At 45.6% G+C, this 24,878-nt stretch carries 34 protein-coding genes; all 34 read right to left on the bottom strand.

Going from position 1 to position 24,878, the window contains the following annotated elements:
* Positions 1 to 41: 41 nt before the first annotated feature.
* The 34 genes from A7D23_RS02345 to A7D23_RS02505 all read right to left on the bottom strand — a co-directional run bounded on the left by A7D23_RS02345 (position 42) and on the right by A7D23_RS02505 (position 24,831).
* A complete protein-coding gene (locus A7D23_RS02345) occupies positions 42 to 389 on the bottom strand; it encodes a hypothetical protein (protein WP_068883093.1) in 348 nt (115 codons plus the stop codon).
* A 13-nt stretch (positions 390 to 402) separates the two neighbouring features.
* Entirely contained in the window at positions 403 to 720 is a 318-nt protein-coding gene (locus A7D23_RS02350; protein WP_068883095.1) for a hypothetical protein, read from the bottom strand.
* A 15-nt stretch (positions 721 to 735) separates the two neighbouring features.
* A complete protein-coding gene (locus A7D23_RS02355) occupies positions 736 to 1,098 on the bottom strand; it encodes a hypothetical protein (protein WP_068883097.1) in 363 nt (120 codons plus the stop codon).
* 1 nt (position 1,099) lies between these two features.
* On the bottom strand, positions 1,100 to 1,546 hold the full coding sequence (locus tag A7D23_RS02360; RefSeq protein ID WP_068883098.1) for a hypothetical protein: 447 nt from the start codon (positions 1,544 to 1,546) through the stop codon (positions 1,100 to 1,102).
* A complete protein-coding gene (locus A7D23_RS02365) occupies positions 1,546 to 2,058 on the bottom strand; it encodes a hypothetical protein (RefSeq protein ID WP_068883100.1) in 513 nt (170 codons plus the stop codon). Before A7D23_RS02365 ends, A7D23_RS02360 begins: the two co-directional genes overlap by 1 nt.
* 11 nt (positions 2,059 to 2,069) lie before the next feature.
* The gene (locus tag A7D23_RS02370) at positions 2,070 to 3,917 is read right to left on the bottom strand and encodes a hypothetical protein (protein ID WP_068883101.1); all 1,848 of its coding nucleotides are present in this window, start codon (positions 3,915 to 3,917) and stop codon (positions 2,070 to 2,072) included.
* A 4-nt stretch (positions 3,918 to 3,921) separates the two neighbouring features.
* Positions 3,922 to 4,512 (bottom strand): hypothetical protein, encoded by a 591-nt coding sequence (locus A7D23_RS02375; RefSeq protein ID WP_068883103.1) that lies wholly within the window; start codon positions 4,510 to 4,512, stop codon positions 3,922 to 3,924.
* 21 nt (positions 4,513 to 4,533) lie between these two features.
* Positions 4,534 to 4,824, bottom strand: a complete 291-nt coding sequence (locus A7D23_RS15945) for a hypothetical protein (RefSeq protein WP_068883105.1) — start codon at positions 4,822 to 4,824, stop codon at positions 4,534 to 4,536.
* A gap of 56 nt (positions 4,825 to 4,880) precedes the next feature.
* Positions 4,881 to 5,339 (bottom strand): hypothetical protein, encoded by a 459-nt coding sequence (locus tag A7D23_RS02385; protein WP_068883106.1) that lies wholly within the window; start codon positions 5,337 to 5,339, stop codon positions 4,881 to 4,883.
* Positions 5,340 to 5,382: 43 nt separating this feature from the next.
* Positions 5,383 to 6,348 (bottom strand): hypothetical protein, encoded by a 966-nt coding sequence (locus A7D23_RS02390; RefSeq protein ID WP_083221854.1) that lies wholly within the window; start codon positions 6,346 to 6,348, stop codon positions 5,383 to 5,385.
* A gap of 32 nt (positions 6,349 to 6,380) precedes the next feature.
* On the bottom strand, positions 6,381 to 7,049 hold the full coding sequence (locus tag A7D23_RS02395) for a hypothetical protein (protein WP_068883109.1): 669 nt from the start codon (positions 7,047 to 7,049) through the stop codon (positions 6,381 to 6,383).
* A gap of 13 nt (positions 7,050 to 7,062) precedes the next feature.
* Positions 7,063 to 7,785 carry a hypothetical protein gene (locus tag A7D23_RS02400; protein WP_068883111.1) on the bottom strand — a complete coding sequence of 241 codons (723 nt, stop codon included), beginning with the start codon at positions 7,783 to 7,785 and terminating at the stop codon, positions 7,063 to 7,065.
* Positions 7,778 to 8,089: a hypothetical protein gene (locus A7D23_RS02405; protein WP_068883113.1), complete on the bottom strand. Its 312-nt coding sequence runs from the start codon at positions 8,087 to 8,089 to the stop codon at positions 7,778 to 7,780. Before A7D23_RS02405 ends, A7D23_RS02400 begins: the two co-directional genes overlap by 8 nt.
* 102 nt (positions 8,090 to 8,191) lie before the next feature.
* A complete protein-coding gene (locus A7D23_RS02410; protein WP_068883115.1) occupies positions 8,192 to 8,434 on the bottom strand; it encodes a hypothetical protein in 243 nt (80 codons plus the stop codon).
* 138 nt (positions 8,435 to 8,572) lie between these two features.
* A complete protein-coding gene (locus A7D23_RS02415; protein ID WP_068883116.1) occupies positions 8,573 to 8,776 on the bottom strand; it encodes a hypothetical protein in 204 nt (67 codons plus the stop codon).
* Positions 8,763 to 9,224: a hypothetical protein gene (locus A7D23_RS02420; protein ID WP_068883118.1), complete on the bottom strand. Its 462-nt coding sequence runs from the start codon at positions 9,222 to 9,224 to the stop codon at positions 8,763 to 8,765. The genes A7D23_RS02415 and A7D23_RS02420 overlap by 14 nt, the downstream gene beginning before the upstream one ends.
* Complete coding sequence (locus tag A7D23_RS02425) at positions 9,214 to 11,244, bottom strand: hypothetical protein (RefSeq protein WP_068883120.1); 2,031 nt, start codon at positions 11,242 to 11,244, stop codon at positions 9,214 to 9,216. The genes A7D23_RS02420 and A7D23_RS02425 overlap by 11 nt, the downstream gene beginning before the upstream one ends.
* A gap of 36 nt (positions 11,245 to 11,280) precedes the next feature.
* Positions 11,281 to 12,621 (bottom strand): phage terminase large subunit, encoded by a 1,341-nt coding sequence (locus A7D23_RS02430; protein ID WP_068883122.1) that lies wholly within the window; start codon positions 12,619 to 12,621, stop codon positions 11,281 to 11,283.
* 3 nt (positions 12,622 to 12,624) lie between these two features.
* On the bottom strand, positions 12,625 to 13,320 hold the full coding sequence (locus tag A7D23_RS02435) for a terminase small subunit (protein WP_068883124.1): 696 nt from the start codon (positions 13,318 to 13,320) through the stop codon (positions 12,625 to 12,627).
* Between the two features lie 15 nt (positions 13,321 to 13,335).
* On the bottom strand, positions 13,336 to 13,530 hold the full coding sequence (locus tag A7D23_RS02440) for a hypothetical protein (protein ID WP_068883126.1): 195 nt from the start codon (positions 13,528 to 13,530) through the stop codon (positions 13,336 to 13,338).
* A 103-nt stretch (positions 13,531 to 13,633) separates the two neighbouring features.
* A complete protein-coding gene (locus A7D23_RS02445) occupies positions 13,634 to 14,032 on the bottom strand; it encodes a sigma factor-like helix-turn-helix DNA-binding protein (protein WP_068883128.1) in 399 nt (132 codons plus the stop codon).
* Between the two features lie 3 nt (positions 14,033 to 14,035).
* A complete protein-coding gene (locus tag A7D23_RS02450; RefSeq protein WP_068883130.1) occupies positions 14,036 to 14,281 on the bottom strand; it encodes a hypothetical protein in 246 nt (81 codons plus the stop codon).
* Positions 14,281 to 14,583: a DUF4406 domain-containing protein gene (locus A7D23_RS02455; RefSeq protein WP_207644963.1), complete on the bottom strand. Its 303-nt coding sequence runs from the start codon at positions 14,581 to 14,583 to the stop codon at positions 14,281 to 14,283. Before A7D23_RS02455 ends, A7D23_RS02450 begins: the two co-directional genes overlap by 1 nt.
* Positions 14,584 to 14,587: 4 nt before the next feature.
* Positions 14,588 to 14,746 carry a hypothetical protein gene (locus A7D23_RS15950; RefSeq protein WP_176714385.1) on the bottom strand — a complete coding sequence of 53 codons (159 nt, stop codon included), beginning with the start codon at positions 14,744 to 14,746 and terminating at the stop codon, positions 14,588 to 14,590.
* A complete protein-coding gene (locus A7D23_RS02460; RefSeq protein ID WP_068883132.1) occupies positions 14,743 to 16,116 on the bottom strand; it encodes a DEAD/DEAH box helicase in 1,374 nt (457 codons plus the stop codon). The genes A7D23_RS15950 and A7D23_RS02460 overlap by 4 nt, the downstream gene beginning before the upstream one ends.
* Entirely contained in the window at positions 16,113 to 16,394 is a 282-nt protein-coding gene (locus A7D23_RS02465) for a VRR-NUC domain-containing protein (protein WP_068883134.1), read from the bottom strand. Before A7D23_RS02465 ends, A7D23_RS02460 begins: the two co-directional genes overlap by 4 nt.
* Before the next feature lie 281 nt (positions 16,395 to 16,675).
* Positions 16,676 to 19,012, bottom strand: coding sequence for a virulence-associated E family protein (locus A7D23_RS02470; protein ID WP_068883136.1), 2,337 nt, complete (start codon positions 19,010 to 19,012; stop codon positions 16,676 to 16,678).
* Positions 19,013 to 19,025: 13 nt separating this feature from the next.
* Complete coding sequence (locus tag A7D23_RS02475) at positions 19,026 to 20,012, bottom strand: DNA methyltransferase (protein WP_068883138.1); 987 nt, start codon at positions 20,010 to 20,012, stop codon at positions 19,026 to 19,028.
* Entirely contained in the window at positions 20,002 to 20,517 is a 516-nt protein-coding gene (locus A7D23_RS02480) for a helicase-related protein (protein ID WP_068883140.1), read from the bottom strand. Before A7D23_RS02480 ends, A7D23_RS02475 begins: the two co-directional genes overlap by 11 nt.
* A complete protein-coding gene (locus A7D23_RS15505) occupies positions 20,502 to 20,969 on the bottom strand; it encodes an endonuclease VII domain-containing protein (RefSeq protein WP_083221855.1) in 468 nt (155 codons plus the stop codon). Before A7D23_RS15505 ends, A7D23_RS02480 begins: the two co-directional genes overlap by 16 nt.
* On the bottom strand, positions 20,956 to 21,822 hold the full coding sequence (locus tag A7D23_RS02490) for a hypothetical protein (RefSeq protein ID WP_207644964.1): 867 nt from the start codon (positions 21,820 to 21,822) through the stop codon (positions 20,956 to 20,958). The genes A7D23_RS15505 and A7D23_RS02490 overlap by 14 nt, the downstream gene beginning before the upstream one ends.
* Positions 21,819 to 22,682, bottom strand: coding sequence for a hypothetical protein (locus A7D23_RS02495; RefSeq protein ID WP_068883142.1), 864 nt, complete (start codon positions 22,680 to 22,682; stop codon positions 21,819 to 21,821). Before A7D23_RS02495 ends, A7D23_RS02490 begins: the two co-directional genes overlap by 4 nt.
* 11 nt (positions 22,683 to 22,693) lie before the next feature.
* Positions 22,694 to 24,652 (bottom strand): DNA polymerase, encoded by a 1,959-nt coding sequence (locus A7D23_RS02500; protein WP_068883144.1) that lies wholly within the window; start codon positions 24,650 to 24,652, stop codon positions 22,694 to 22,696.
* Entirely contained in the window at positions 24,649 to 24,831 is a 183-nt protein-coding gene (locus tag A7D23_RS02505; protein ID WP_068883146.1) for a hypothetical protein, read from the bottom strand. The genes A7D23_RS02500 and A7D23_RS02505 overlap by 4 nt, the downstream gene beginning before the upstream one ends.
* Positions 24,832 to 24,878 lie beyond the last annotated feature (47 nt).

The following is a 24,878-nucleotide window of genomic DNA, read 5'->3' on the forward strand; positions in this document are numbered from 1 at the left end:
GTTCTCTCAATGTTTTTTCACTTTTTGGCACCATGATCTTTTTAGGCTGCAGCAACGACTATCACCTCGTTTTCCACACCTTGATTAACCGTTTTAACTTCGACGGACGGCTCTTCTGTTACCACCTCGATATGTGCAATCCCACCATCAGGAGTTAAGGTTTCCATTATACCCCCTACATCAACGCTAATTTGGTTATTATTCAACGAATCATCTTCATAAAGGCCTGCCTCTAAATTAAATTTTTGCCATTGAAAAGAGACGACTGCGCCATTAGCGGAAATGGAAATTTTTTTGCTGTAGCCAACATACTCTTCGATAATAGCCGTTTGCACCTGGGTGCTAATTTCCTTTTTTAAATAAATCGGCTCACCCTTCTGTATAAACAAAATACTCCCTCCTTTATTTCAATCCATAAGCTATTAAGCCATTGATAGTGTTTTGGGAAGATTGCTGGTAACTAAACAAAACCTGTAGCGATTTTTTAAAAGGCTTATTCATTTGAAGGTTAATACCCCCTGGACTGTTTGCCCAGTTCCCAGAACACCCATACAGAATTTGCGTTCCATCAATAAGAATTTGTATATAGGGGTTCGTGGAAGGGTTCACGATAATATTAGACAGAAAGCCTTCACCAGTTACCGACAAGAACTCAACCAAAGAGCCGGTCAAAGTTCCACTTAATATTGTCACTTGCGGGGATAATTTTTTAATATCCATTTTTCAAACCATCCTTCAGTCAAGTAATAAGGTCCAGCCTAAATCTAATGAATAGGTGCTTGTGGGGTTTTGGGCATAAACTTGAAATGATGAATTGAACCTTACTAAACCATTAAACAGAATCTTAGTGCTATCTAAGCTTTTATATTGAACCCCATCAATTACAAATCTCCATCTTGTGTCACTTCCTGCCCCAAAAGCACCGATACAATAAAGAATGCCTTTGCCTGTGACAGAATAAACTAGGGATTCAGAACCTACAGCCGGTGCATATCCTTGGTAATTAACAACATAGGTACCCTTCTCAAAATCAAATAAATTACCGCCTTTTTTATCCGATAAAGGTCTTACAAAGCCTACGTCAAAATTTCTTCCCATTTTAATAATCCCCACCCATGCCTGTTATTGCATATCCGGCAGCGACAGTAGTACCAAGGCTAACATATATTTTTTGCCCGGCTTTAAGTACTGGCGGCAGAACCCCACTTCCAGCACCATCGTAATTTATCGGTAATAAAATTACATCGGATGCCTGGGAAACATCTGTAGCCGAAGCCGTCGAAGCAGAAAGTTTTACTTCATAAACTAAAGAAAAATTGGCGGCGGCAGTTCCAAGGCCGTCATTGAAAAATACTCTTAAAACAGTTTGAACGTTTGTCCCTAAAGCCCTAACCTTAATTCCATCCATTCTTGTTCCCTCGGCGCCTCCGGTCATAAGTACCTGTCCTGCTGTGGTAGGAGCCGTTAGGCTTGCGTCCGCTGTTGTTAATGTTACTTTCCCGATTTGCGGGACTTGAGGATAAGGAATATCAAATGTTTTTGCCATTATAAAGCACCCCCTATATTTCTATAAGCATATAATTTGGCTGCCACTGGTTTTTTTGAAGTTATTACACCATTTGCATCAGCAGTGATAGTAGTTCCATCGGGCTGAACGTGTGCCAAATGACTTGATGTTGCCTTATCCGCTAAATGCAATATTAAGGTATCTTTTATTTGCCCAGCTATATTACTGAGCATTGTATCTGTAACTGTTCCCGGCAAAATTGTCCCTGCCTGTGCAGCCTGTGCAATAGACAATAAATTTGCGATTTGAGTATAGACTGTATTTCCTGCAATTCCTGGTATTGTAGGGCTCGCAATTTCCTCTGAACCACTTGAGCCTAAAACTGTGGAATGTAACGTTAAAAGCAAAACATCATTTATAAAATCCCTTATTTGATCTGGTATTCCTTGAATTACACCCCGGAGCACCGCTTCATTGGCCGGATCTGTAGGAGCATAGGCCGGATCTCTTAGCCCATTTGTTGGTGAAAAATTCATATTAGATATAGTCAAGGTAACACCCCCTATTTCACTTTTCTGTAAAGCATCCAGATTATAGCCAGGTCTAAGATAGAAAGGTTGTGACCGGCTATATCATTGGAGAATTCTACAGCAAAATAAACCGTATTCTTAATCTTTGGCCTCTTGGTTATGGTCCGGGCAAACCGGATAACACGCCAGGTAAACAAATTCCAATGGAAATTATCCCACCGGAAGCTTGCGATGGTATCTTTGGTTGAGTCTTCACGGTCATCTTCATCATAGAAGTATTTCGTCGTGATCGTGGTATAAGTATCGCTCTTTGTTCCGAACCGAAGTTCTAGGATTACCTTCGTCCAATCGAAGTAACTGAAATCAAGCAGCTTGCTTCTCCAGTAGGCTGTGATTGATAATCCGAAATCCTTGTAATTGTTTATGAAATGAACGATCTGGCCTGTGGTTCTGTCACCATAATAGAGATCGTCATTCATCCCGAAGAAGCAGTTGGCGTTGATGTTATCGAACGGGAACCAGGACAGCCGTATTTGGTCGTCATACTGGTTTCCTGTATTGGTATAAGGTGTAATGCTGTAATCCCAAGCCCAGACCTTGGAGCCCACACAAAGCCAGTACATACCGAAGAAATCAATGGACGAGGCGTTTTGCAAGTCCGAAAGAGACTCATTCAAGAGTCCGGGGTTCTGCAGGGTGCCGTTTATGTTTTCACTCAAAGGATTGATGTCCTTTTCAGTTTTCAATGTAGTTGAGGTCAGAATCTGGGCTCCGGAATAGGTATTACACCAGACAAGATGATCATTTATTAGCTGGATGGTATTAGGCATGTCGCAACCCACGGAATCGCTAAGCTGGACCATCGGGAAACTTACATCTGTACCATCAAAAGAATAGGTGACGGAATAAAGGGACTGCTCTTTAAATACGGCCAGGATATCATATTGTTTGCCAAAGCCGGTGATTTTGGTATCATCTACTCCGGCATTGTTGTACTGGTCTTCCGGGAAGTAGGTCGGATCAAGAAGTCCGGAATAGTAATACGTTGTGGTGTCTCCGGCAACAAATACCCTAGAATCGTTATTACCGCCAAAAGTCTCCGTATATTTGCAAGCCATTATTACGGCTTTACCTGCGCTGTCTGTTTTATAAGCCGTGATAACCACATTATCCGTTCCGGTCGCCGGTGCGGTGGTGAACGTAACGACTCCAGTCGTGCGGTTGACCGTGAAGTCTGTTCCTTCGGTTTTCGCGACTCCCCCGATCGTACAGGTTACGGTAGTTGCATCTAGATTGGCTAAGGTTAATGTATAGGCCGTTGCCGATCCGTTTCCGCTAAAGCTGTTTTTGAATCCTGGCTGCAGGCGGTTGTACTGTTCGAGGATGTTCCCACCGCCGGTCGGTGCCCTGCCGGTTACGACTAAGGGAATGTATCCGGTCGGTACTGTAACGGTCGTTCCGTCGTATTGGACATATTCATGGCCGTTAAGGTAGTAAAGAATGCTGGCTCCGGTGTCTTTGTTCTTAAACACAAAAAAACTACCTTTTGAGGCAGTCAGTGAGTTATAGAGCAGCGTTGTTGTTTTAGTGGAATAATCACCTTTATAAAGTCCGGTTCCGCTGTGAATTATTGCATATCCACTGAATTTCTTATAAACCTGCAATATCGGTCCCGGCAGTCCAGACCAGAAGATTTCCTGACCATACCTTTTGGTCAAGGCTCTTTCCTTGAACCACATATTGAGCATATCCGGGCTTTGATTATCTCTAATCCTTTGGGGCAGATCCGTGTAAACTGCGCCGCCATTGAGTTGATTTAGCCGCCATTCGTTGGGGTCCGGGTCTTTTGTAACCGGCATAGCGATTTGTTTAAATGCCATTCCCTTACCCCCTATACATCGTATTCTTTACGGCTTTTGCGCCTTGAGTTTTTGGACTTGTCAGGTTCATGAGCTTGCCCTGGTACATTGAGTAAAGCTTACTCGAAACGGTTTTATTGATTGGGTCATCTATTAAAAGCTGGGAAGCAACATAATAAGGCATGGCCTGCGCTGCCTCTTCATCAATTTCAAAGTTATAGTTATCCGCGACGGAATCCGGGATTGTTGCGGGGTAGGCATAGTAAAAGAAATCTATGTCCCCATCCAGATCGCTTTTGACGGCGTATTTGTTTTTCCCTCTCCAGAGGAAGGGGATCTTTTCAAAGTCTTTTTCTACCTTTACCAGCCTGAAAAAATTAGCTGGCATGGTGTATTCAGTGTAGCTAGTATCGTCCGAAGCTATTTGACTGACCGTATGAATCGCGTCAATGTATTTTGCCGTTGTTGCTATTTCAATCTGTGAGGCATCGAATAGAGCTGGCATCCGAAGGGTGTAATCTAAGACGTTACCTTCGGTCAACGGAGTGATGTTACCGGCGTTTGAATAGCTATTGAGCAGTTTTATTGTCTTATCTCTGGCTTGACCGTAGTTCATTTAGAAACACCCCTTCCCGGATTACATATCAAGGACCATGATTGCGTATGAAGTCCCTGTTGCGTTGGAAATTAAAGATAAAGTCTGTGCTGTGAGGATCTGAGGAAATACCGTATTGGCAGGAACCAGCATGGAATTCGCTGCTGTTGCAGCAACACTGTCGATCGCTTTCTCCTTGAAATAGAGCGGCTGCGCCCCTGTGTTGGCAATCATAAACTTACGGCAGTTAATAGCAACTGTCGCTTCGCTGTTGGTTATGGCAGCGTTGTTGATTATCTCCTTAATCGCGTAGGGTTCAATGTATTTGTACATTATCCAAACCTCCAAATACTTTATTAAAAGTGGAAATGAGGGAGAAAATCTCCCTCTTACGTCCACTCAAGCACGACGGATAAGCACCCACCGGCATAAGATGTTGCAGCACCGGAAGCGAGCTTGGTTGATAAGGAATCACCGGCTGCCAACTGAGCGGCGGCAGTGGTTAAGGCACTGACACTTACATTCGTGTTAGCCGTACTGGTTAAATCAAAGGCAGTTGCAAGCGTAGCAGTTCCTGATCCCGGTGCTGTCCCGGATGGTGTCTTTTCGACTTGCATCGTCCCTGCCTGGCCTGCAACAGTGACATGCCGTTCATAAGCACGAATTACCTTGCAAGGGTATGGGGCTGTCCAAAATAGTCCAGGAATTTGCGCTGCTGCCAAGTTCGGGAACTGTACTTCGAAGCGGCTGCCGGGGATGAATTTTTCATCCGTCAAACCACCGTCTCCGTTCATATCCAGACAAATTCCGTACTTGGAATTGGTCATTTTCTGAGAACTTCTAGGCATGGATTCACATCCTTTCTATGGAAGGGGCTTAAAGCCCCTATTATCACGGATTAGAGAAGATAATTGGACGGGCATCCCCGAAGCCCACGCCGAAGTCAGCATAAGGAACGATTCTGGCAATCAGGGGATTGTCCAGATTGGCTCTTAATACTGTTGGCCGTTCAACGTAGACGATCTTTGCGACCTGCGGAAGTAGGGTTTTGTCGCAGATTGCCCACTGTTTAGCTGTGAATCCGTCAGCACCACCGCCGATGACGATGTATTGCAGACCATAGATAGGGTTTGCACCGTTTTCAGCAGATTCAGGCAATTTTTCCGGAATCAGCTTGCTGTTAGGACCGCAGATTTCTTTGGCCTTCGGTTCGAGTTCAGGAGAAACAAGGAGCAATCCGTTACCGGACATGTCGCACTTGAACGGAAGTCCGTCCGGAGTGACAAAGCGATTCGCCATTGTTTGGGCTGCAGTGATTGCCGATACACTCAAGGTCTGAGTGATCAGGTTGGAGAAGGTACCAGCATCAGGATCAGCGATGCTGTTTCCATTGGCATCTCCCTTAGACGCTACCGGATGATCCGTGGCCGCCCATGTTTTCCCGTCGCCTCCCAGATAACTACCATTTAACGCACGGCCAAACATTCTGAGCGCTGCCAAATATACCGTCATCGCAACAGAATAGGCTGCTCTGGTTCCCGCCTTTTTGGCTTCTCCGGATTTATCGACGTTGGCATAGCGTCTCTGAATGTCGATCGCTCCGGCTTTTTCTTTTGGGTTGATGATAGTCACGAATCCGCGTTTCTGGTTCATGCCTATCAGTTGAGAGCCGTCATAGTCCGGTAACTCGCCATAACCACCAAGACCTTCCAGACGGTAGTCGATTGCTTTGTTGTCATCTTCTTCAACAACCTGCTTGATGATGTTCATGAAGTTCTCGTACTGATAATCGAAGGTCTGCTCGATGAGCGGATACAGGTCATTTTTCCAGGCAGTATTTACGTTTGAAATACCCATCTATTTCACCCTTTCGTATGTTAATCAGTTAATTAGGAGTTCTTATTGCCATGCTGGTGTAGAGCAGGCTCGAACTGGATTGTGTTGCGGTCGGTATCAGAGTTGGCGACACGAACCGGTATGGCTGCGGATGCAGTCAAAACAAGCTTGCTGATACCAGAATCAAAGTTGCCTTTCTGGAATCCAACCGGTGGGAAGATTGCGAAAATGTCCCCTGCCGAGCATCCACCAGTGATGGTTGTCGTGGTGGTCATGGTTCCAGATGCAGCCGTTGAGCCGGTAATCGGGTAAACTGTGCCGACCGGATCCGTGATGGTGCTGCTTGCACCTTTTTGGATGAGCTTCATCTTGCTGCCAACAAAGTCATTATCCGCGAAACCGGCAATGGTTGAGGCAACAAAGGTTGTGGTGGAGCCGCCGGTTGCCGTGACCTGCGGAGCCGGGCATTCATAAATCTGGGTAGGAGCGTCAAACACTTTAATTCTGAGCCCGTTGGCGCGGGGATTCAGCGTGTCTGCGCTGCCGGAATGTGCCTCAGCGGCAATTCCCAAGATAGGGGATGTTTCACCGGCTACGGCCAGAACAACCTTTCCGCTGGAGAGTTTGACAACCTGGTCTAAGGCTACAGCGGTATTGGTTGCAATGTCATATTCTCTCATGGCCGTGACTTGACTGCCGGACTGATCGTATACAACTTTCATGGTTATACCTCCATTATCTGTTCAGCTTATCAGCGAACTGTTGATAAGACATTTTCATTCTGGGATTCTTTCTGTTCCATTCGTCAACGAGATCCATTTGCTCTTTGTTAAGTCCGTGGTTCTTTCCGGGCGGGACTGCTCCCTTGCCGCTTCCCGTGGAGCGTTCCTGTTTGGACTTAACTTTGGCGATGGTATCCGCTTCCGCTTCACCGATGAATTCAACAAAGTCCTCATAGACTTCTTTAAGGGGAATCCCTTTGCCTTTGGCAAAGCGTTTGAACTTTGGATCTTCGGCTAATTCGTCCAGGTCAATATCCGGATAAGCCTCCGTCATTTCTTTGACCTGTTTATTCCAGGCTTCGTCTGCCTGTCTGCGTTGGTCATCCGCCTGTTTTTGGGCTTGGCGTTCACCCTTTAATTGACTGAGTTCATTCTCCAGCTTCTCAATTTTTTGAAGAAGTTGTGGAGAAGTATTGTCTCCCATGGCCTTGGCCTTTTGTTCAAGCTCTTCAAGTTCCTGCTGTCTGGCAATCTCTTCGCGCTGTGTTTTGATGGCCTCACGGATTTCCTTTGCAGTACCTTGATATCCAAAAGCCTGCAGCTCTTCCACAACACCCTTAATTTCATCATGGTCAGTATACTTGCTTCTCTCGCGGCCAAGTCTATCCTCGATTATGCGGTCGAGTTCCGCTTGTTCTTGCTCGTTAAATGTTACTTTGCCGGTTTCGTCAATCATTGATATTTCCTCCCGTTTTTAGCCCGTCGGCTTTTACTTCCAGCCTTCGGCTGTCGTCAATGCCCTCAAACGGAGCATACATAACTTCATGCACATAAACGTCTTTGGAAAGAATTTCTCCTTCTGTTTCTGTGCTTTTGTAGTACTGGCGAATGACTTCAAGGACAACGAAAATTCTTATTCCGTTGTCATCTTCAATGAAGATTGTTTCGCCTGGTTTTGGCTTTTCAGGTAATTGAATTTTCCCAATCTCGATTACCTGATTTTCCACGGAATAATACTTGCAGATTATCCGGTATTCCATTTGGCCCCCTGTTTAAAGTCCTGTCGGACTATGCTTCCCTGTCTTTGCAGGTCGTCAGCCCAATTTTGGCAATAAAAATAAGCCTCTCGGCTTCAAGTATTTTTAGGTTGTTGGGGGATCTTGACTTACTTCAGCAGTTTCTTCCTGCTCAATCCAGTGCCATGTTTCTTCTGTTGGTTCTTCGGAATAACCAGCACTGAGCACATATGATATTCCGTTGTAGTCTTCAAAGAGTTGGAGGTTTACGACTCCTTCTTCTTTGTTTTCCACTTTAACGACAATCGCCGGAACGTGGTCATTGTTCCTAACATAATGAACTATTCTACCTTCGATTAAACCTGTCATTTCACTATCTCCTTTTTATTTATTTGCTTTTTTTTTTTTGGCTTTTTGAGGACCTATGATTTCCTGAAGCTTTGCGAGGTTTCCGTTTGGTGTTTTGCTTTTACCAGGGAGGGCTTTTGTTTTGCTCATCTTCTCACCTCAATTCATTCTTTGTTTAAGGACCTGAACCACCTGATCCGGCTTGGTTAAGTCCTTCCCTCCGTAAAGGTCACAGGCTTTATTCGTGCAGATCATCGGCAGATTATTATAGGCGATTGTTTCTTTGTCCGGAGTATCGTCATTCTCGAAAGTCATTTCCGTGACACCAATTGATAGTGTGCATCCGCATTTAGGACACTGCATGGTAAACTCCACTCCTTAAAGTATTTACTGAGCTCTCACCAGGCTCCCGGTATTGCATGTTTCTGATATGGTAAAAGCCTTGATCTTCGTCTACTAAAAAACCCCTTTTCAGCAAATACCTGTAGGCATATTTCCTTCTGTCGTCTTCCCAGCCGACATGGAGTTCATCCTTTATCCCAAGGCTCTGCGCAAATTCCATGATGAAGTCAAACGCTTTCTTTAGTCCTTCGATTCCGCATCTGCCGGTTATCTTAGCTGGTACTTTTTTACCAAGCCAGAAGTTATTTGCTTCTCTGGTGTTTGAAGAGATATAAAGCCCGACATTCCAAATATGAATCCCGGAGCTATGGCAATGCTTTGAGAAGTACAAATTCATGAATTGCCCATTGCTTAATCTTTCGTGGATTCGATACTCTTTTTTCTTCTTGACGCTGTTCCTAGGAAGCATTCAAATTACCTCCCTGCACCATTTGAGTGAGTATTTCAGGGTTTTCCTGCAAATGGGCCAATTCCTCAGCATCCAGGCCTTGGAGGATTTCAACATATTTTGGGTAGTCTTGCGGATTGATTCCAGCTTTTTGTAATAACTGCTGTATGGCCGGGTTTATTGCTGTTGTCTGCTGAGCGTTTCCAGAAGATTGGGCAGCTTGGTTTGCAAAGTATTCTTCGAGATATTGCTTGATTTCTTTACGGTTTGGCAGCTGCATGATGTCGATCATTTCTTCGACGATTTTGTAATTCTCCTGGGTTATTTTCATATTTGCTATCGTTTCAGTAGCACTCAGGGTAAAGGCTTTGCTGTTTATGACTCCGTCACCGGCCTGAACGACTGCATCAACTTTGGGAAAATAACCGTCTCTTGCATACCTCCCTGAGTTGAATCTAAAGATGACAGGACCTTTGGATCTGTCCATATTCGCCTGGGGAGTCATTTGGTTTGGATCCTGTTGCATGAGCTGACTTGGATCAGGCTCTTTTTCTTCTCCTGTTGCCCCCAGGAAGATGATCCTGTCATCGTCATAAAATTCTAAGGTCGTCCAGTCAATGAGTTCATAGAGCAGTTCAAAGCCAGCTGTCCGGTCGGCTTTCTTAAGGGATTGCCGTCTCTCCCCTTGCTGTCTGAGTTCGACCAAGCCGCCAAGAGTTTTGACGTTTGATGGAGGACTGCCGCCTTGGTTGACATCGTAATTGCCGACGGTTTCTTTGATATGGTCCCGAATGAAGGTGATTGTATCTTTTAAGCCGCCGTTTAGATTTCCAAGCCCTCCAAGCCTGCGGACGTTGTTTATCTGATTGGGCTTGGTTTTCCAAATCGCTCCCGGGACGTTCTCTGCTTCGCTTTCATCAGATAAGGCGTTTTCATCCATGAGGATAATGTCGTTACCCATGAAATTATCATTGAGTATCGTCGTGGCAAGAACTCTATCCGCAGAATCTACAAGCTCAAGAATTGGGTCAAGCTCAGAGCGGTCCCAGAACGACTTATTGATTGGGATTTTGCAGTATTTTACAAAGGGATAAAGCTTGTTTTGCCTGCCGGTGTTGCGCCAGTATTTGGGGATATACCGGATTTCCTTGTTGTCGATGATGATTGAGCAGGCAATGTCGCCGCTTTCCCAGGTTACTGTTTCGGTGATCGTCTTACCATCTACGACATACTCATAGGTGTCTGAGCCGTCAAACGGCTGCCTGAACCAGTGCTCTATAACTTGAAGAGTGTCAGTCATGACATCGTGAGTGGTGGTGTCATAGATTTCGGTTTGACTGTGGAATCCGTCAGCCGCCAAGTCAAAGACGGTTATTCCTAAGCGTTTCAGATCTTCGACAAAGATTCTTCCGGCTTTGATTTTGTGCAGACGATAAACATAATCGATGTATTCGCAGTCATCCAGCTCGGCTGCGGAAGGGTCAGGGAAGATATTTGCCGGGTCAGGATTGCCGATGACGATTTTACCTTGAGCCTGACCGTCCATGAGGGAATAATCAAAGGCGACTTTCCAAAAGGCATTGCCAAGCTTATTCAGTTGTCGTTCGTTTTGGGTGTTCATGCTTGCCAGTTTGTTATCTTCTACGACATACTGAACAACATATTGCCGCTGCTTTGCTTTCATGCTGTCCAAGTCATCATCACGGCCACGGAATTCAAAGTCCGGAACATCGGGAATGATCTGAGATTCCACATGAATGAAAGGGTCCATGATTATAGCCGGGACAAAGGGTAATCCTCTTTCTTCGCAGCTGTCTTTTATTTCTTGCTGCGTTTTGTGTCGGCCCTCATAATAATCGTTAAATTTAAGCCATTTATCTACCTGTTCCTGGCGTTGGTTCATTGCGTAGGCGTACAAATAGCGAATAGTGTTCACCCTAGAATCAGGTGTGGAATAGTCATAAATTCTGCCAGATTCCAACTTGACGGACTGGAGCTTCTCCTTTTTGGGTTGTTTTTTACCCCTGCTGAATAATGCCAATGGGTTCACCTCACAATAAAAGCACCTTTTAGGGTGCTACATTATTACCTTGGATTTCTTTTTGAGCTGATCAATAAGTCTCTTCGGCTGTCCATTCTTTTGCGGTATCTTCGGGCAAGGTCTACCGGCAATAAAATAGCGTATTGCGTCTGGACCGTGAGTAAGTTCGTGCGGTTCGGTCGCTACATCATTCGGGTTCTTCTCGTCATATTGGAGCTGAGGAAGAGTCCGAATAAGATTGGCACAATTATTGGTAACGACGAGCGATGCTGTTTTGCTTTCCTGTTCATCTTCATAGGGCTTCAGCCATTCTTTCAGGTTGTACCAGCCCTGTACCCGGTTGTTATCTGCTTGAGCCAGCCATATACCATTATCTCCGAAGATCTCAGCCGTGCTTTTTCCTGTATCCCTGTTTTTATTCCAAAGGTCAGGCGGGGCAATATACTGATATATTGTTTCATTGGTCATGCCTATAATTGCTTCGGCAGCCTGAGAAACAATTAAACCACTTTGATACAGTTCTTTGTAAACGTAGGCTTTTTGGTGATCATCTACTGCAATCCAGTAAGCTGCCAGCATATCCAATCCATAATCAAGGGCAAGATACCTACGCCAACTATCCGGGATAACAAAAGGATCTATAACATGAATATCCCGTCTGAATTCGCCAAAATATTGGCCTGTGAAGATATCCCAATCTCCATAAAGAAAGGCTTTCTTTTGATCTTCCGGTAAGTTCTCAAGCCTTCTGACGTATGCCGGGTCATTTTTCATTAACACGTCATTGTCATAGACTTTAGCCGGGATGAAAGCACGCTTATTCCCAGTAACCGGATCAATCATTTCTTTTACCCCGTACCCTGTTGCTTCGATATAATCTTCTTTCACCCAGGAATGGCCAATGCCGCCAGGATTACATGTTCCCCTGAACCTTGGCTTGAACCCTTTTGGTGAACGCAAACAAGAAAGAAGCACCTGAATGCTTCTCTTTTCGTGTTTAGTTAGTTCATCTACGCCGATCCAATCCATTGACCGGCCTTGATAGCCTTCTGCGTCTGCATAGTTGCGGATGTATCTGAATTTGACTACTGTCCCATTTATCAGGGCGGCAAAGTGCTTACTTTCGTTATAGGAATAAAGCTCTCTTGGGACTTTCTCTTTCCATTCTCGGATGATATTAGCCTCTAAATCATCATAGGTTTCACGGAAGATGTACATTTCTGCACCGGCATTCTCTAACCCGTAAGCTAGAGCTTCCATTACCAGGGCGCAGCTTTTTCCTCCCCCTTTTGCCCCACCGTATACGGCTTCATCCGCTGAGCAGGCATGAAAAGTAGCTTGTTTTGCATTTGGCTCATATTGAACAGTGATATCCATGTGCTATTCCCTAGCCGGACGCGGGATGCCAAATATCACGTTGATATTCTGATCCGTTTTTATTTCAGATTTATCAACGAACATACCAAGATGACGGGCAACATTCTCCAAAGCCTTCTCCTGGTCCTGCATCTTAATCTCTATTCCGGCGTTTGTTTGTTTCACCCCAGTATAAAGCAGTTTTGCTTTTGAGCTTAAATCCCGAGTATCCTCAACGTGGAATTCCGCTATTCCCTCACCTTGGCAATATGGGCATTTTGGATGAGGCCTGAGCAGCCGATCATATCCGTACCCGCCAGCATTTGAAGGAATAACAGGTTCCTTTTCTGATTCTCTTGCAAAGTTAATCGCTGATTGTACCGCCTGCTGGTATTCTTCTTCATCACGCCATTGGTACTGATGACCTATCCCGAAACAATGCCGACAGCAGACTCGGCGAATGTGTACAATCTCGTTTGGGTCAGCTGTGGCGATATCCCACCAACGCTGCAGGACCATATCAGCTGTGATATCTGTTCTCTCAGCTCGTTTATTTTTTGCTTCCTGAATTGCTGTTTGAATGACAGGTTTTGACAAGTTTTCTGCCGCTATTCTGTTTGCGGTTCTTGGAGAATACCCAGCACGGATAGCCGCTTGAGTTGCATTTAAGTCTAAAAGATATTCTTGGACGAATCTTTCTTGTTTTGCTGTTAAGGCCACCGTGATCACCTCTGATTATTCAATGGTTACGCCTTTATTGCTGCGCATCATGTGATCATAAGCTTTAAAGGCTTCACTTTCCTGATATTTATCGATCAATAACTGCTGATCTTTACACCCTTTGCCGGTCCAATGATTACAGTTAATGCAATTAGCTTTCTGGGTTTTATCTTTTGGCTTATAGTGCCAACATTTTGCAATAGTTTCCATGTATCCCCCTCGCAGAAAAGAGAGTATGAAAAAAGACGCCCCTTCGGACGCCTTTACTCGTTACCATAATATCACATATTGATGTGTCTTTTACTGGCTTCTTTTAGGCTAACATTTTTAAAGCTTTTGCATGAAGCCTATGAATCCATCTCCAATTATAATTCATATCAACCGCAATTTCTTCCCAACTCTTTCGCTCGATATACCTTGCCCGAATAAGATATTTCTCGCGTTCAGGTAAATCCATGATGGACTGTTCAATAGCTAACTGCTTATTCAAAGCTTCCTGCAACTGCTGTTGCAGCTCCGTTTTCAGATCTGTTAATTCTGCCATAATATCACCCAGACGATCATTAAATCCAGTACCATGTATAGAATCCGCGTCATTTTTTATTCTGGTAGTTTGTTTTGTTGCAAACGCGACAAGCTCCTCTATCCTGCTTTCCAACTTTTCGATATTCCTCTGGGTCCAGTAAAATTCCTGGAGTTCTTTCTTCGTCATAACTTATACCCATCCTTCCATCGATAAAATGAATTTCATACACATAGCGCCCAATTGTATCGCCTCGTCATGCATTGCTTTATAATCAGGCTTCTTTTTCCGGATCTCATCAAATAGCTCTTGGAACTCTTCAGCCATAACCCCGTAGCCTTCATGTGCTGAAGCAAACAAAGGATATTTTTCATTCGCGTCAATCAGTTCTCCGGCCATTAAACTCATTACCCCTGTGATTTCTTCTAAGTTGTCCATTATCCATTCACCGCTTTCTCAAACATATTGACTACTGGAATATCAAGCTTTTCAGCCAGTTCGACTTCAATTCTTGCACCTCTGGATTTCTCCCAACCTTCCAAAACAACTACTCTGTCTGCTTTCATCATCCCTCTGATTGCCCGGCGCATATTGGCTTCCCAGCTTAACAAGGGATCTCCGAATTCTGCCGGGTTAATTACCTCATAACCCGATCTTCTGAGATAGTCTGCTGCTTGATTAAATGCCGGGAAGTTGTATTCCGGTATTCCTGTCATTGGTCCCGAAATGTATATTTTCACTTGATTACCCTCTCTTTCTTCTTGCCCTGTCAGCAACTGCGGCAAGGATCTTCTTGTCAGTAACCGAATTCCCCGTACGCTCCCTGATGATTTGATATGAAAAATACTTCCCTCGTGGGATTAGCGTTACGATGTAATATTCTCCTTGATATTTAACCTTCATGACTGGACCCTCTCTATTCTCGCTTTAACGGCATCCATCAAAGCATCTTGTCCTGCAGCCTTTCGGGCTAATGCGTCCACGGCATCTTCATCAATCGTACCTTCAGCCACCAAACGCAAGACTACGATTCGTCTTGTCTGCCCCTGCCGGTGTACCCTGGCATTCGCCTGCTGATCTTCTTCCAGGCTCCATATCTGGTCAAACCATACAACAGTTTGACAGCTTGACTCCTGGAGATTCAACCCGTGACCGGCTGACTTTGGATGAAGCAGCAGCAAAGGAATTTTGTCACTATTCCAATCAGCAATATCCTGGACCCCTTCTTTGCCTTTTCTTAAGATCTGTGCTTGTGGGAATCGCTGCTGAATCCGGGATAGGCTATGCTTAAAGTTGTAAAAAATCATCACCGGTTTACCGTTTGCCGCCTCAATGATGTCTTCCAAGGCATCCAGCTTGGCATCGTGGATATACTTGACGCCTTTTTCCTCGTCATAGACTGCACCGGAAGCCATCTGAAGCAGTTTATTTGACAGCACTGCTGCAGTCTGCGCCACTACATCTGCATCCTTGTATGGAAGCAGTAAATCCCTTTCAAGTTTCCTGTATAGCTCTCTGGACTCCTCATCAAGCTTGATTGGCACTTCTCTGTCAATCCGTTCAGGCAGTTGCAGCCAATCTTCAGCTTTCATACTCACAGCTATGTCTGATATGGCTTCATATATTCGCTGTTCAGCTTCCTTCTTCTCTTTCCACTCATAAACCACATAACCGCTACGGGCTCCCGGGTTAAAATACTGCTCCCTGTATCCGGTTATCGTTTTCCCCAGGCGCTGCCCCTGATCCAGCAGATAGATCTCCGGCCATAAGTCCATCAGGCTATTTGGTGCTGGTGTTCCGGTTAGCCCGACAACTCTTTTCATCATTGGCCGGACCCGGCGAAGTGCTCTAAAGCGTTTTGACTGGGGATTCTTAAAGCTTGAAAGCTCGTCGATTATGACGGTATCAAAATCCCACCTTGTTCCTAACTCGCTAACCAGCCATTCGACGTTCTCCTGGTTTATCACGAAAATATCTGCATTGGCTTTCAGCGCTCTGCGCCTCTGTTCTGCACTCCCCAGGACTTTGCTGATCCGAAGGTGCCGGAGATGATCCCACTTTTCAACCTCACGCGCCCAGGTGTCATCCGCTACACGTAAAGGGGCTATAACCAATACCCGGCAGGCATCATAATAATCATTCAGCAATAGATCTACTGCTGTCAGGGTTGATACTGTCTTACCCAAACCCATCTCAAGCAGTAAGGCTATAAAGTTCGTTTCGATAATTCTTTTTGTCGCATAGTCTTGGTATTGGTGCGGGGTATACCTCATTCTTGTATCACCTCTTGGATAAATTCTTCAATGTCCTGAACCGAATCGATTTTATAAACCCTATGCCCCATCTTCCGAAGAGTCTTTGCCCATTTTTCCTGAAGGGGTTCCAGAGGTTTCCCTGGCGCTTTCGTCTCAACATATATCGTTCTCCCGCCTGGAAGTATCACTAATCTGTCAGGCACTCCACGATTACCGGGGCTCACCCATTTAGGTACTTTGCCCCCTAACCGTTCGATTTCAATTCGGAGCTTTTTCTCGATGTAAGATTCACGCATTTTATAAACTCCTTTGATGCTGTAATCCCTCACACGCGCGTATATGAGTAATATCACGATTAGCATACGGATTATATATAGCCCTGTATTTACGTTTCATATGCTATTTTAATTATTGCTTTAATAGTAGAATTTACTGCTTCAACTGTATCAATGAAGCTATAGCCATTATCATTCAAGGCTTTTGGGTGATGCAGCAAACAGTTTTTTACTGTTTCAGCAATGTATCAATAGATTCAGGCAGGTGAAGCAGTTGATTCAGTGGCGAATCAGTAAATTTTTCACTTACTGATTCGCTCAAAAGCAGTTTGTTGTCCATAACCAGAAACGCGAACACGGCTTTTTGTTTCTCTCCATCCTGGCATACGACGCATAATGTCACAGATTTCTTTTGCTTCCCATGGCCGCATAGATCCTTTTTTGTTAAAAAGGCACTCGGCCCATATCTGTGCTGCGCATACCCTGTTCCGTAAAACCCCATTGGATTCTTCTCCCCATTCATCGACAATAGGAGTCTCAAGCCATTCCTGAATCATGCCTTCTCGGGGATCTGTTTCCATGTGTTGTGCTTGCAGCCGTGTCGCTTCTTCCCTTGCCTCGTCATCAAGCTCCAAGGTTTCGCCTACCTTAAACCAGCACAATACCTCAGCCCATATTTGCCCAACCAGCTCATCATTAAGATGCTTCCAGTGGTTAAACTTTGCTGACTCAGGGTGAATTTCTACCGGCCAAAAACGGCGGTTCCCTGTCGTATCCCTTAAAAAGTCCCTGGTATTAGTTGTCCCGAAGAACACGCATTTTCTCGGGAACTCCGACACCTGCCGGTCATAGGCTACCCGGTAACGGTCCTCTGTTTTTGAGAGAAACGCCTTAACCTCTTCAACCTCAGTCCGCTTCATTGCCGACAATTCGCCAATCTCAAAGATCCAACCAGACTGCAAATGTTCTCCGGCTTCCTTATTCTCAAACGTTCTGAGCGAATCGCTGAACCATTCCCGGCCAAGCTTTGACAGCAGGCTACTTTTACCTGCTCCCTGCGGGCCAATAAGAACGAGCATTTCATCAAACTTACATCCGGGGATATAGAGTCGCTTCACCGCTGCGAGCAGCATTTTCCGGGTAACCTGTCGTGAATAGTGCGTATCTGCGGCACCTAAATAGTCGATGAATACCAGCTCAGCTCGTTCGGTGCCGTCCCAGGTGTTACTCTCCAGATAAGCCTTGATTGGATGAAATGTATTTATATGGACCACTTCCGTAAAAGCGTTCTGGATTGCCTTGCCGGTATTGATTTCATAGACTTTGGCGAACCAATGCTGTAGTCGTTTATCATCCGCGCCCAGCCAGGGCTCGTAATCCCGACCAGACCTTTCCTTCTCTCTCCAGGGAAGGGGCTTGCGTATGACCTCGGTATTCCCGAAAGCATCATACGCAAGGACTCCAAACCATTCCCCATGGGATAATATCAGTTCTATGTTTTTGGCTGTTGGCAGCAGGTCCTTTGTTTTAGGGTGGAAGGATAATTTATCATTCCATGACTCCCCCTCAGGGTCATCGTCGAGATCACCTTCACTGCTAAACTCATCCTGGATTTCTGCCATTCTTGCCCGTTTAAGTTCAGGCTGGCTTATCGCGAACTTCTCCATGGCGATATGGCTGGGAAGCTTTGTTATGTTCGTCCGCTCACTCGCTCGGTCATCCAATTTCCCGAATTTATGGAGCCGGATCAGGTCAAAGGCATTAACCTCTTTCCCGCTGCAGGGGTCGCTCTCGTGGTGACTAAATGCAAAAGTATCGTCATCATAAATTACTAGGCCCCCGAAGCTGCTTGCCCCGATAAAGGTATACCGTTTATTGGTCCCGTCTACAGGCTCATAGACCTCCGGAAGAAATCTTTCAATCGCCTCACTGATTGAGAAACAGCGGCAGAATAATCCCACTGCCCCATGCTTCTCTTTTGGCTCTTCCATCTTTTTGCCGGTTGTCCTTTGGGCCTTATCATCCTCATGCCGGGGCCACTGGAGGGGATCTTGCCAGTCATCGTATTCAGAGAGAACATGATCAACATTGACCGGCTCACCCTCCTGGACCTCTATAACCGGTTTAGCATCCTTTGAGCAACTTGGCAGGTACATGAGCCGGTGAACGTCAAAGGTAGTCTTATCAAAGTATTTCATTCCGATGTTGTCAGCAAGCTTCCGCGCTACGGCGGCATACTCATCCGGGTTCATTGGCCGATCAACCGGAACAATCAGGCGGTATTTTGGTCTTTGTGACCTGTGGCTGTGTGTGGAGTAAATCGCATAAGCACAGCCACCTAAAACAAGCTCTACCGCGAAGGAAAAACCATCATCAGCGTGATCCGCATCCAGGGTGATAAGGCTACGGGTATCGACGTTTTCTTTCTTACGCCTGCCGCCTCGAACAAGGCCACCGACGAACGCCGGACCGTCTTTGATCTTCCCCTTAGCGATATTAGACATCTTGTCATATTCGGCCATCGTCTCCGATGTCCGTCTGACCTTCTGCAGCCGTTCGATGAACTCATCCCAGGTTAAGTATTCTGGCCGCCAGTTGGTATCTGCCCGATGCTTGCCGAAGCTTATATCTAATTCCATAGGTGTTCACCTCTCATCCCAGCAACTCATCGAATGCTTCTTGCACCGCCATTTGCAAGTTGTTAACCGCTATTTGGTAGTAGCTTTCCTTGAGTTCGACTCCGACGAACCTGCGCCCCATTTTGATTGCCTGGTAACCCTCTGAGCCGATACCGGCGAATGGGCTGAATACGATGTCCCCTGGATTGCTCCAGAGTTCTATCCCTCTGGCGATAACGTCCAGCTGCAGCGGGCAGATATGGCGCTCATCCTTTTCTTCACGAGCTGAGCGGTATTGAAGGGTATTCGATTGCCGGATGTCCATCCATACTGGGGACGCATAGCGCCTCCATACTTGATGAGAATAGACAGGTTCCCCAACGTAGGCTTCTTTCTTTTCAGCCGCTTCTTTGTCTGGTTCGGGTCTTGGCTTCTTTGGTGCTTCTGGTTCATCTTCTCCAAAGAACCGATCAAAGCCACAGGAATGTGCGATCGGCTCCGGATTGTCTCCAGGTTTCCGCATGGTTAGTAAATAATCCGGCAATCCCTGGCGGCACATGGACGAGTCTTTCTCAATTTGTTTGTGCAATAATCCAAGTGCATGTGTCCGTGTAGCTTCGGTCAGAGGGTCTTTCCATATGGTTGTTCTTGAATGATAGATAAACCCTTCCTCCTCGAAAGCTTGCCGGATCTGCGCGGGAAAATCTTTAATCCCGATATACCCGTCCCGTGACTTCATGGCCGGGATCTCCATACAGTGAAAGCTTACCAGCCTGCCGGGCATAATTACCCGGTATAGTTCTCGGATAAGAAAACGGAAATGGTCAAAGAACTCTTCATCACTGCGGCAGTTCCCCATGTCCCGGTCACTGTTAGAATAGGTATATAAGGAAGCAAACGGCGGGGAGAAGATACTGTAATGGATGCTATTATCGGGTAGTCCCTTGGTGACTTCCACGCAATCGCCGTTATAAAGAGCGAAATCCGGTTCTATAGTTTGGTCTATGGTATTAACTTGCAATCTTCTCACTCCTCAGCCACGTAGGTATTTTTATAGGGGTTATCGCGGTATACTCGGTAACATCTCTTTCGGTTGACCGGATGGATTCAGAGGTTATTTCTTTAGTGTATTTGACCATCTCAGCAACCATCTTTTGAAAGTCGGCTTCTTTTCTTTTGATATTCTCAGCCGTTGCACCTTCCCGGCTGGACGTGATCATGTGGACATTAACTGGTCTTGTCTGGCCGAATCGGTAACAACGTCTGATCGCCTGGAATAGCTGTTCGAAGCTATCCGAAAGCCCGACGAAAGCCATATCCGCGCAGTGCTGCCAGTTCATGCCGAATCCAAAGCACAAGGGCTTAGTTATCAGAATTGGGACCTCTTCTTCACGCCAGCGCCGTTCCAGTTCAACCTTTTTATGATTTGGAGTGCTGCCTCGTATTGATACACAATCATCCCCGAATATCTTTTCAAGAGCATCCTGCTCATCGTTTAAATTGCACCAGATTATCCATTTATGCATCTCCATACCTCCACGTATTCAGCCGCTTTTCTTAATAACTCAGGATCATCTTTAAATTTCCCGATAGCCATGTTGCAGTTCATACAGAGCAAATTTCTTACGTATCCGGTTTCATGGCAATGATCTACTACAGGAAAAAAGTTTGGATCGCTCGTATCCGAGTAGCCGCAAATTGCGCATTTGTAATCTTGAGCTTTGAGCAAGGCATTAAACTCTTCAAGGGTTAACCCAAACTTTCTAATCCGTTGTGCTTTCCGTTTATCAGGATTATTCTTTTGCCAGTCACGTGTCTTGGCTCTTTGCTCATCCCGATAAACATGATTTTCTGCATACTTTTTTCTACGAGTTTCGTTATACTTTGCTTGCTGTTCTGGCGTCCTTCTAAATTTAGATGGATTATTTTTGGAGTATTCTTTCATATATTGCTTACGAGCTTCCTTACTGATCGCCATACACCAATTTCCTCACAGCCTCAACTCTCTCGTTGATGGTTTCCCTGCGGGCTTTTTGCCGCTGGGATAAGGTCTTAGCCAGTTCCCCTTCAACCTCAATTACCTGGTCCATAATGGTCAATGGCGGCAGGTTGTATCCGTCGTCGGAATACTCTAAATCTGAGGGCTTTTCCAGTACAACGCCCCAACCAGCTACCCAGCGCCAGAAGGTATCTTCGGCATGACCTTTCAGCCTCCACTTACTTGTATCCCCGCCGTCGTGTACGAAGTACATGCTGAGCATTTCTGTCCGGCTCATGACTCCAAGGAATTCCGCATGGTTCCCCAGTTCCATATAATCGTTTGGTGCCGGTGTCGCGGTGCAGGCCAACCGGTAAGGGGTAAAAGCGAAGGACTGAATCAGATCCGTTCGGAATTTGCCGGTGAAAGATTTTAGAATAGAGCTTTCATCCAGGACAACCCCGTCAAATAGAACCGGTTCAAAATGATGAAGCATCTCGTAGTTAGTAATGTTTAGCCCGGGTTTTACATCGTCTTGACTCCTGCACATGGTGATCTCGTATCCTAGGGCAGCTCCTTCCCGTATCGTTTGAGCTGCTACCGCCAGCGGGGCTAGAAGGAGAATGTCTCCCCCTGTCTGCTGGTGAATGTTCATTGCCCATTCAATCTGCATCCTTGTCTTTCCTAGACCGGTTCCGGCAAAGATAGCAGCTCTTCCACGTCGCAGCGCCCAGCGGACGATATCTTTCTGGAAGTCGAATAGACTTTCATGCAAGGAATCCCGGTCTATTGAAAAGCCATTTGGTGGCATCGTGTTACGTTTGTGGGAGATGAAAGATTCATATGAGTTCATAGCAGCATCGCCTCCCAGGATATTTCGTCTATACTTTTAAAGAACTCTTTATTACTCGAAACTATTGCAGCAACTCTGCACCAAGATCTTTGGAAACTCGCCCACCCAGGATCTTGGAATCCGGACTCATCCATATAGAGCATGGCAAAAGGCATAAAACCTGCTTTTAAAGTGTCTATGCATCTCTTCTCTGCAGCCTGAAAGGTATCACCTTGGTAACCTACAAGGACATATGAGAACGTTTTACGCTTCTGTAGAGTGAACCCGGCGCCATTAAGTAATTTTCCAGCTTCTATCAATGGTTCATAATCATCTGGGGTATCATAAGCAAAGAAGATTTCATCGAGTTTGATATCTCGTAAAAGCTCTACATGCCACGATTTAAGTAGTTTTGCTTCCATTCCCCTGAGCTGGGCTTTGTGCGGTTGCCTTTTAAGCATTTCGAAAACTTCTCTGATATGCTGTTCAGAGCAAGCCAAAAGGTTATCATCTTGAATAATCCAACCGTCTTTAATTGGAAGCTCGATAAACTCTTTTTGAGCCTTATGAACATTACAGAACCAGCATTTATTAGGGCAACCACGAGATGTAATTGTGTACCCAATTTTCATATACATTCCAGGGATAAATTCACCGGCTGGTTGTTTATATGCTGGTCCTCCTACCTTAATTGGCAAACCGGTACACCCCCCCCATATCTCGGCCAAATGCTCTCCTTTAGTTTTATCCTCTGTAAATGTTACCGAGACATGAATCTCATCAACTTCCGGGATAGCTCCTTTCCTTGGATATCCAAAGAAAACGAGATCATCATCCGGCGTTGCCTTTGTTTTTCGCGGGAATATCCTTGCAATTCTCATCTCGTTTCTCCTCAATCTTTCTGATAGAAGTCGCATTCAAAGCCAGCAGCGTTTAACGGTAGTCCGGGTGCCCAGCTTATCGGCAGGCTCATGATGGATGTTATGACTTCCACTGAACTCTCCCCGATCGGCACGTCCAGGATTGCCTCGTCATGAACGTGCATCACAATCTTAAAGCCAGCACGGTTCAGGTGTTTCATGCTTTCCGCTAAACAGTCCCGCGCAATTGCCTGGACAAGATTCTCCACCAATTTACCGCCGTATGTTCTTTGCGCGATCCACTGTTTCTTAACCTGGTCCATACCCTCAAATACCAATCCATCTTTGCCAAAGTTCGGATCAGGTTTAATTCTGGGATTCACGTAGGCCAGGCTTCGTCCACTGGGTAGATCCGCAAAAAGTACACCGGATTGATACCGGTACTGGACACCGTGAGCCAGATTGACAGTAGTCTTTTCCTGAACTGCTTTTACTGCTGCCCTCTCAGCGGCATACCAGAGTTTTTTGATATTCGGGTTTGCTTCTCGCCACTGTTGCACCAGACGCGGATATTCTTTTGGGTCAATTTCCTTTTTACTGTCCATGACAGCCAAGGCATTCTCCCCACCCTGGTAACCGCAGGCCAATACTGCGACTTTGCCTTTTGCCCGTAAAGCGTAATTCGAATGACCCTTGACGATCGTCTCCATTGGAACTCCAAACATATTAGCCGCTGTTGCTTCGTAGATTTTGCCATGTCCCCGGAATACATCCAGTACCCAGTTTTCATCCGCTAGCCAAGCAATTACCCTGGCTTCAATTGCTGAGAAGTCAGCAACGATGAACCGGCACCCCTCTGAAGGGATAAATGCCGTGCGGATCAACTGAGACAGTACAAACGGCGGCGGTCCGTATAACATTTCAAGTAATTCAAAGTCCCCGTTCCGCAGCGTCTCACGGGCAACAGATAGATCCTCTATTTTGTTCTGGGGAAGGTTTTGAACCTGTATAAGCCTCCCAGCCCAGCGCCAAGTACGGTTTGCGCCACAGAACTGTAGCAGCCCTCTAGCTCTTTCATCCGTACACATGGATCGGTCCATAGCATTGAATTTATCCACGCTGGTCTTGCTCATCTCTTGGCGAAGTTCCAAAACTCGCTTGGTTTCATCGTTTGGAGCTGCGTCCAGTAATGCAGGCATATATTCTTTTGACAATCCGTCCGGAGTCTCTAAGCCGTGTTCGGATAGCCATTCTTTAATTTGAGTAAGGCTATTCGGATTTTCCAGTCCGGTTAGCTCCTGGGCCTCCTGCACCAATCTTTCACTATACTGATCAGCGCAGCCTATTGCATTCCGGAATAAAACAGGATCAAGTCTTACCCCTCTGTCGTTTATCTCTTGGTCAAGTGCCCAGAGATCCCACTCATGCGCCGGTACAGGGAATTTATCAAGCTTACGACGGATCTCGCGTTCTACTACTACATCCTGCCGGTTATATGCCTTATACTCTTCCCACTTCTCCGGGTCATGGTGCGGATAATTTCTGGTTCTTTGCCCGTTAGTCTTTGTTGGCTTACAGGGTACAGAGAAATACTTGATCAGGTTTTTACCGCGGGCATCTTTCTGGGCTTCAAGTTTAAGAACCTGAGCTACTCCATCAAGATAACCTGGCAGTCCTAAAGTTAAAGCCCATACAGAAGTGCAGCGCCATTGAGTAGGATCGCAGACAATACCAAAGTGCTTAGAAATACAGGTCCTTTCAAAATTAGCGTTGTACGCCGTCTTGATTACTCCCGGATTCGTTAGATCCATCATAACTCTGTCCGGTAGATCCTCAAAAGCGGTAAGATCAATGACCTGAATCGGATCATCGTCATAGGCGTAACCAAAGAGCAGAATTTCAAAATCCGGAGCCTCGACATATCGATACACGCCGCAATCAATCAGATCTATGCTGGAATAGGTTTCAATGTCTATTTGAAGTGTAGTCATTGTTTTACATCCTCGAATATTATTTTTCGCCTTTTGATTTCGGTGAAGACCTCTTTACAATAACCACCGGATATAATTAAGACTAAATCCCCTTCAAAAGTAAGTTGTAGGCTATCACCATTACCCATCTCAACATCTTTGAGCTTTAAGCCAAGTAATAACTTTTTAATATCTTCCATAGGTAATCTCCTCCAAAGTCCTTTGAGAAAATTGGGGCTCTTACGAG

It is taken from the genome of Dehalobacter sp. TeCB1 (genome assembly GCF_001707455.1).
GTDB lineage: Bacteria > Bacillota > Desulfitobacteriia > Desulfitobacteriales > Syntrophobotulaceae > Dehalobacter > Dehalobacter restrictus.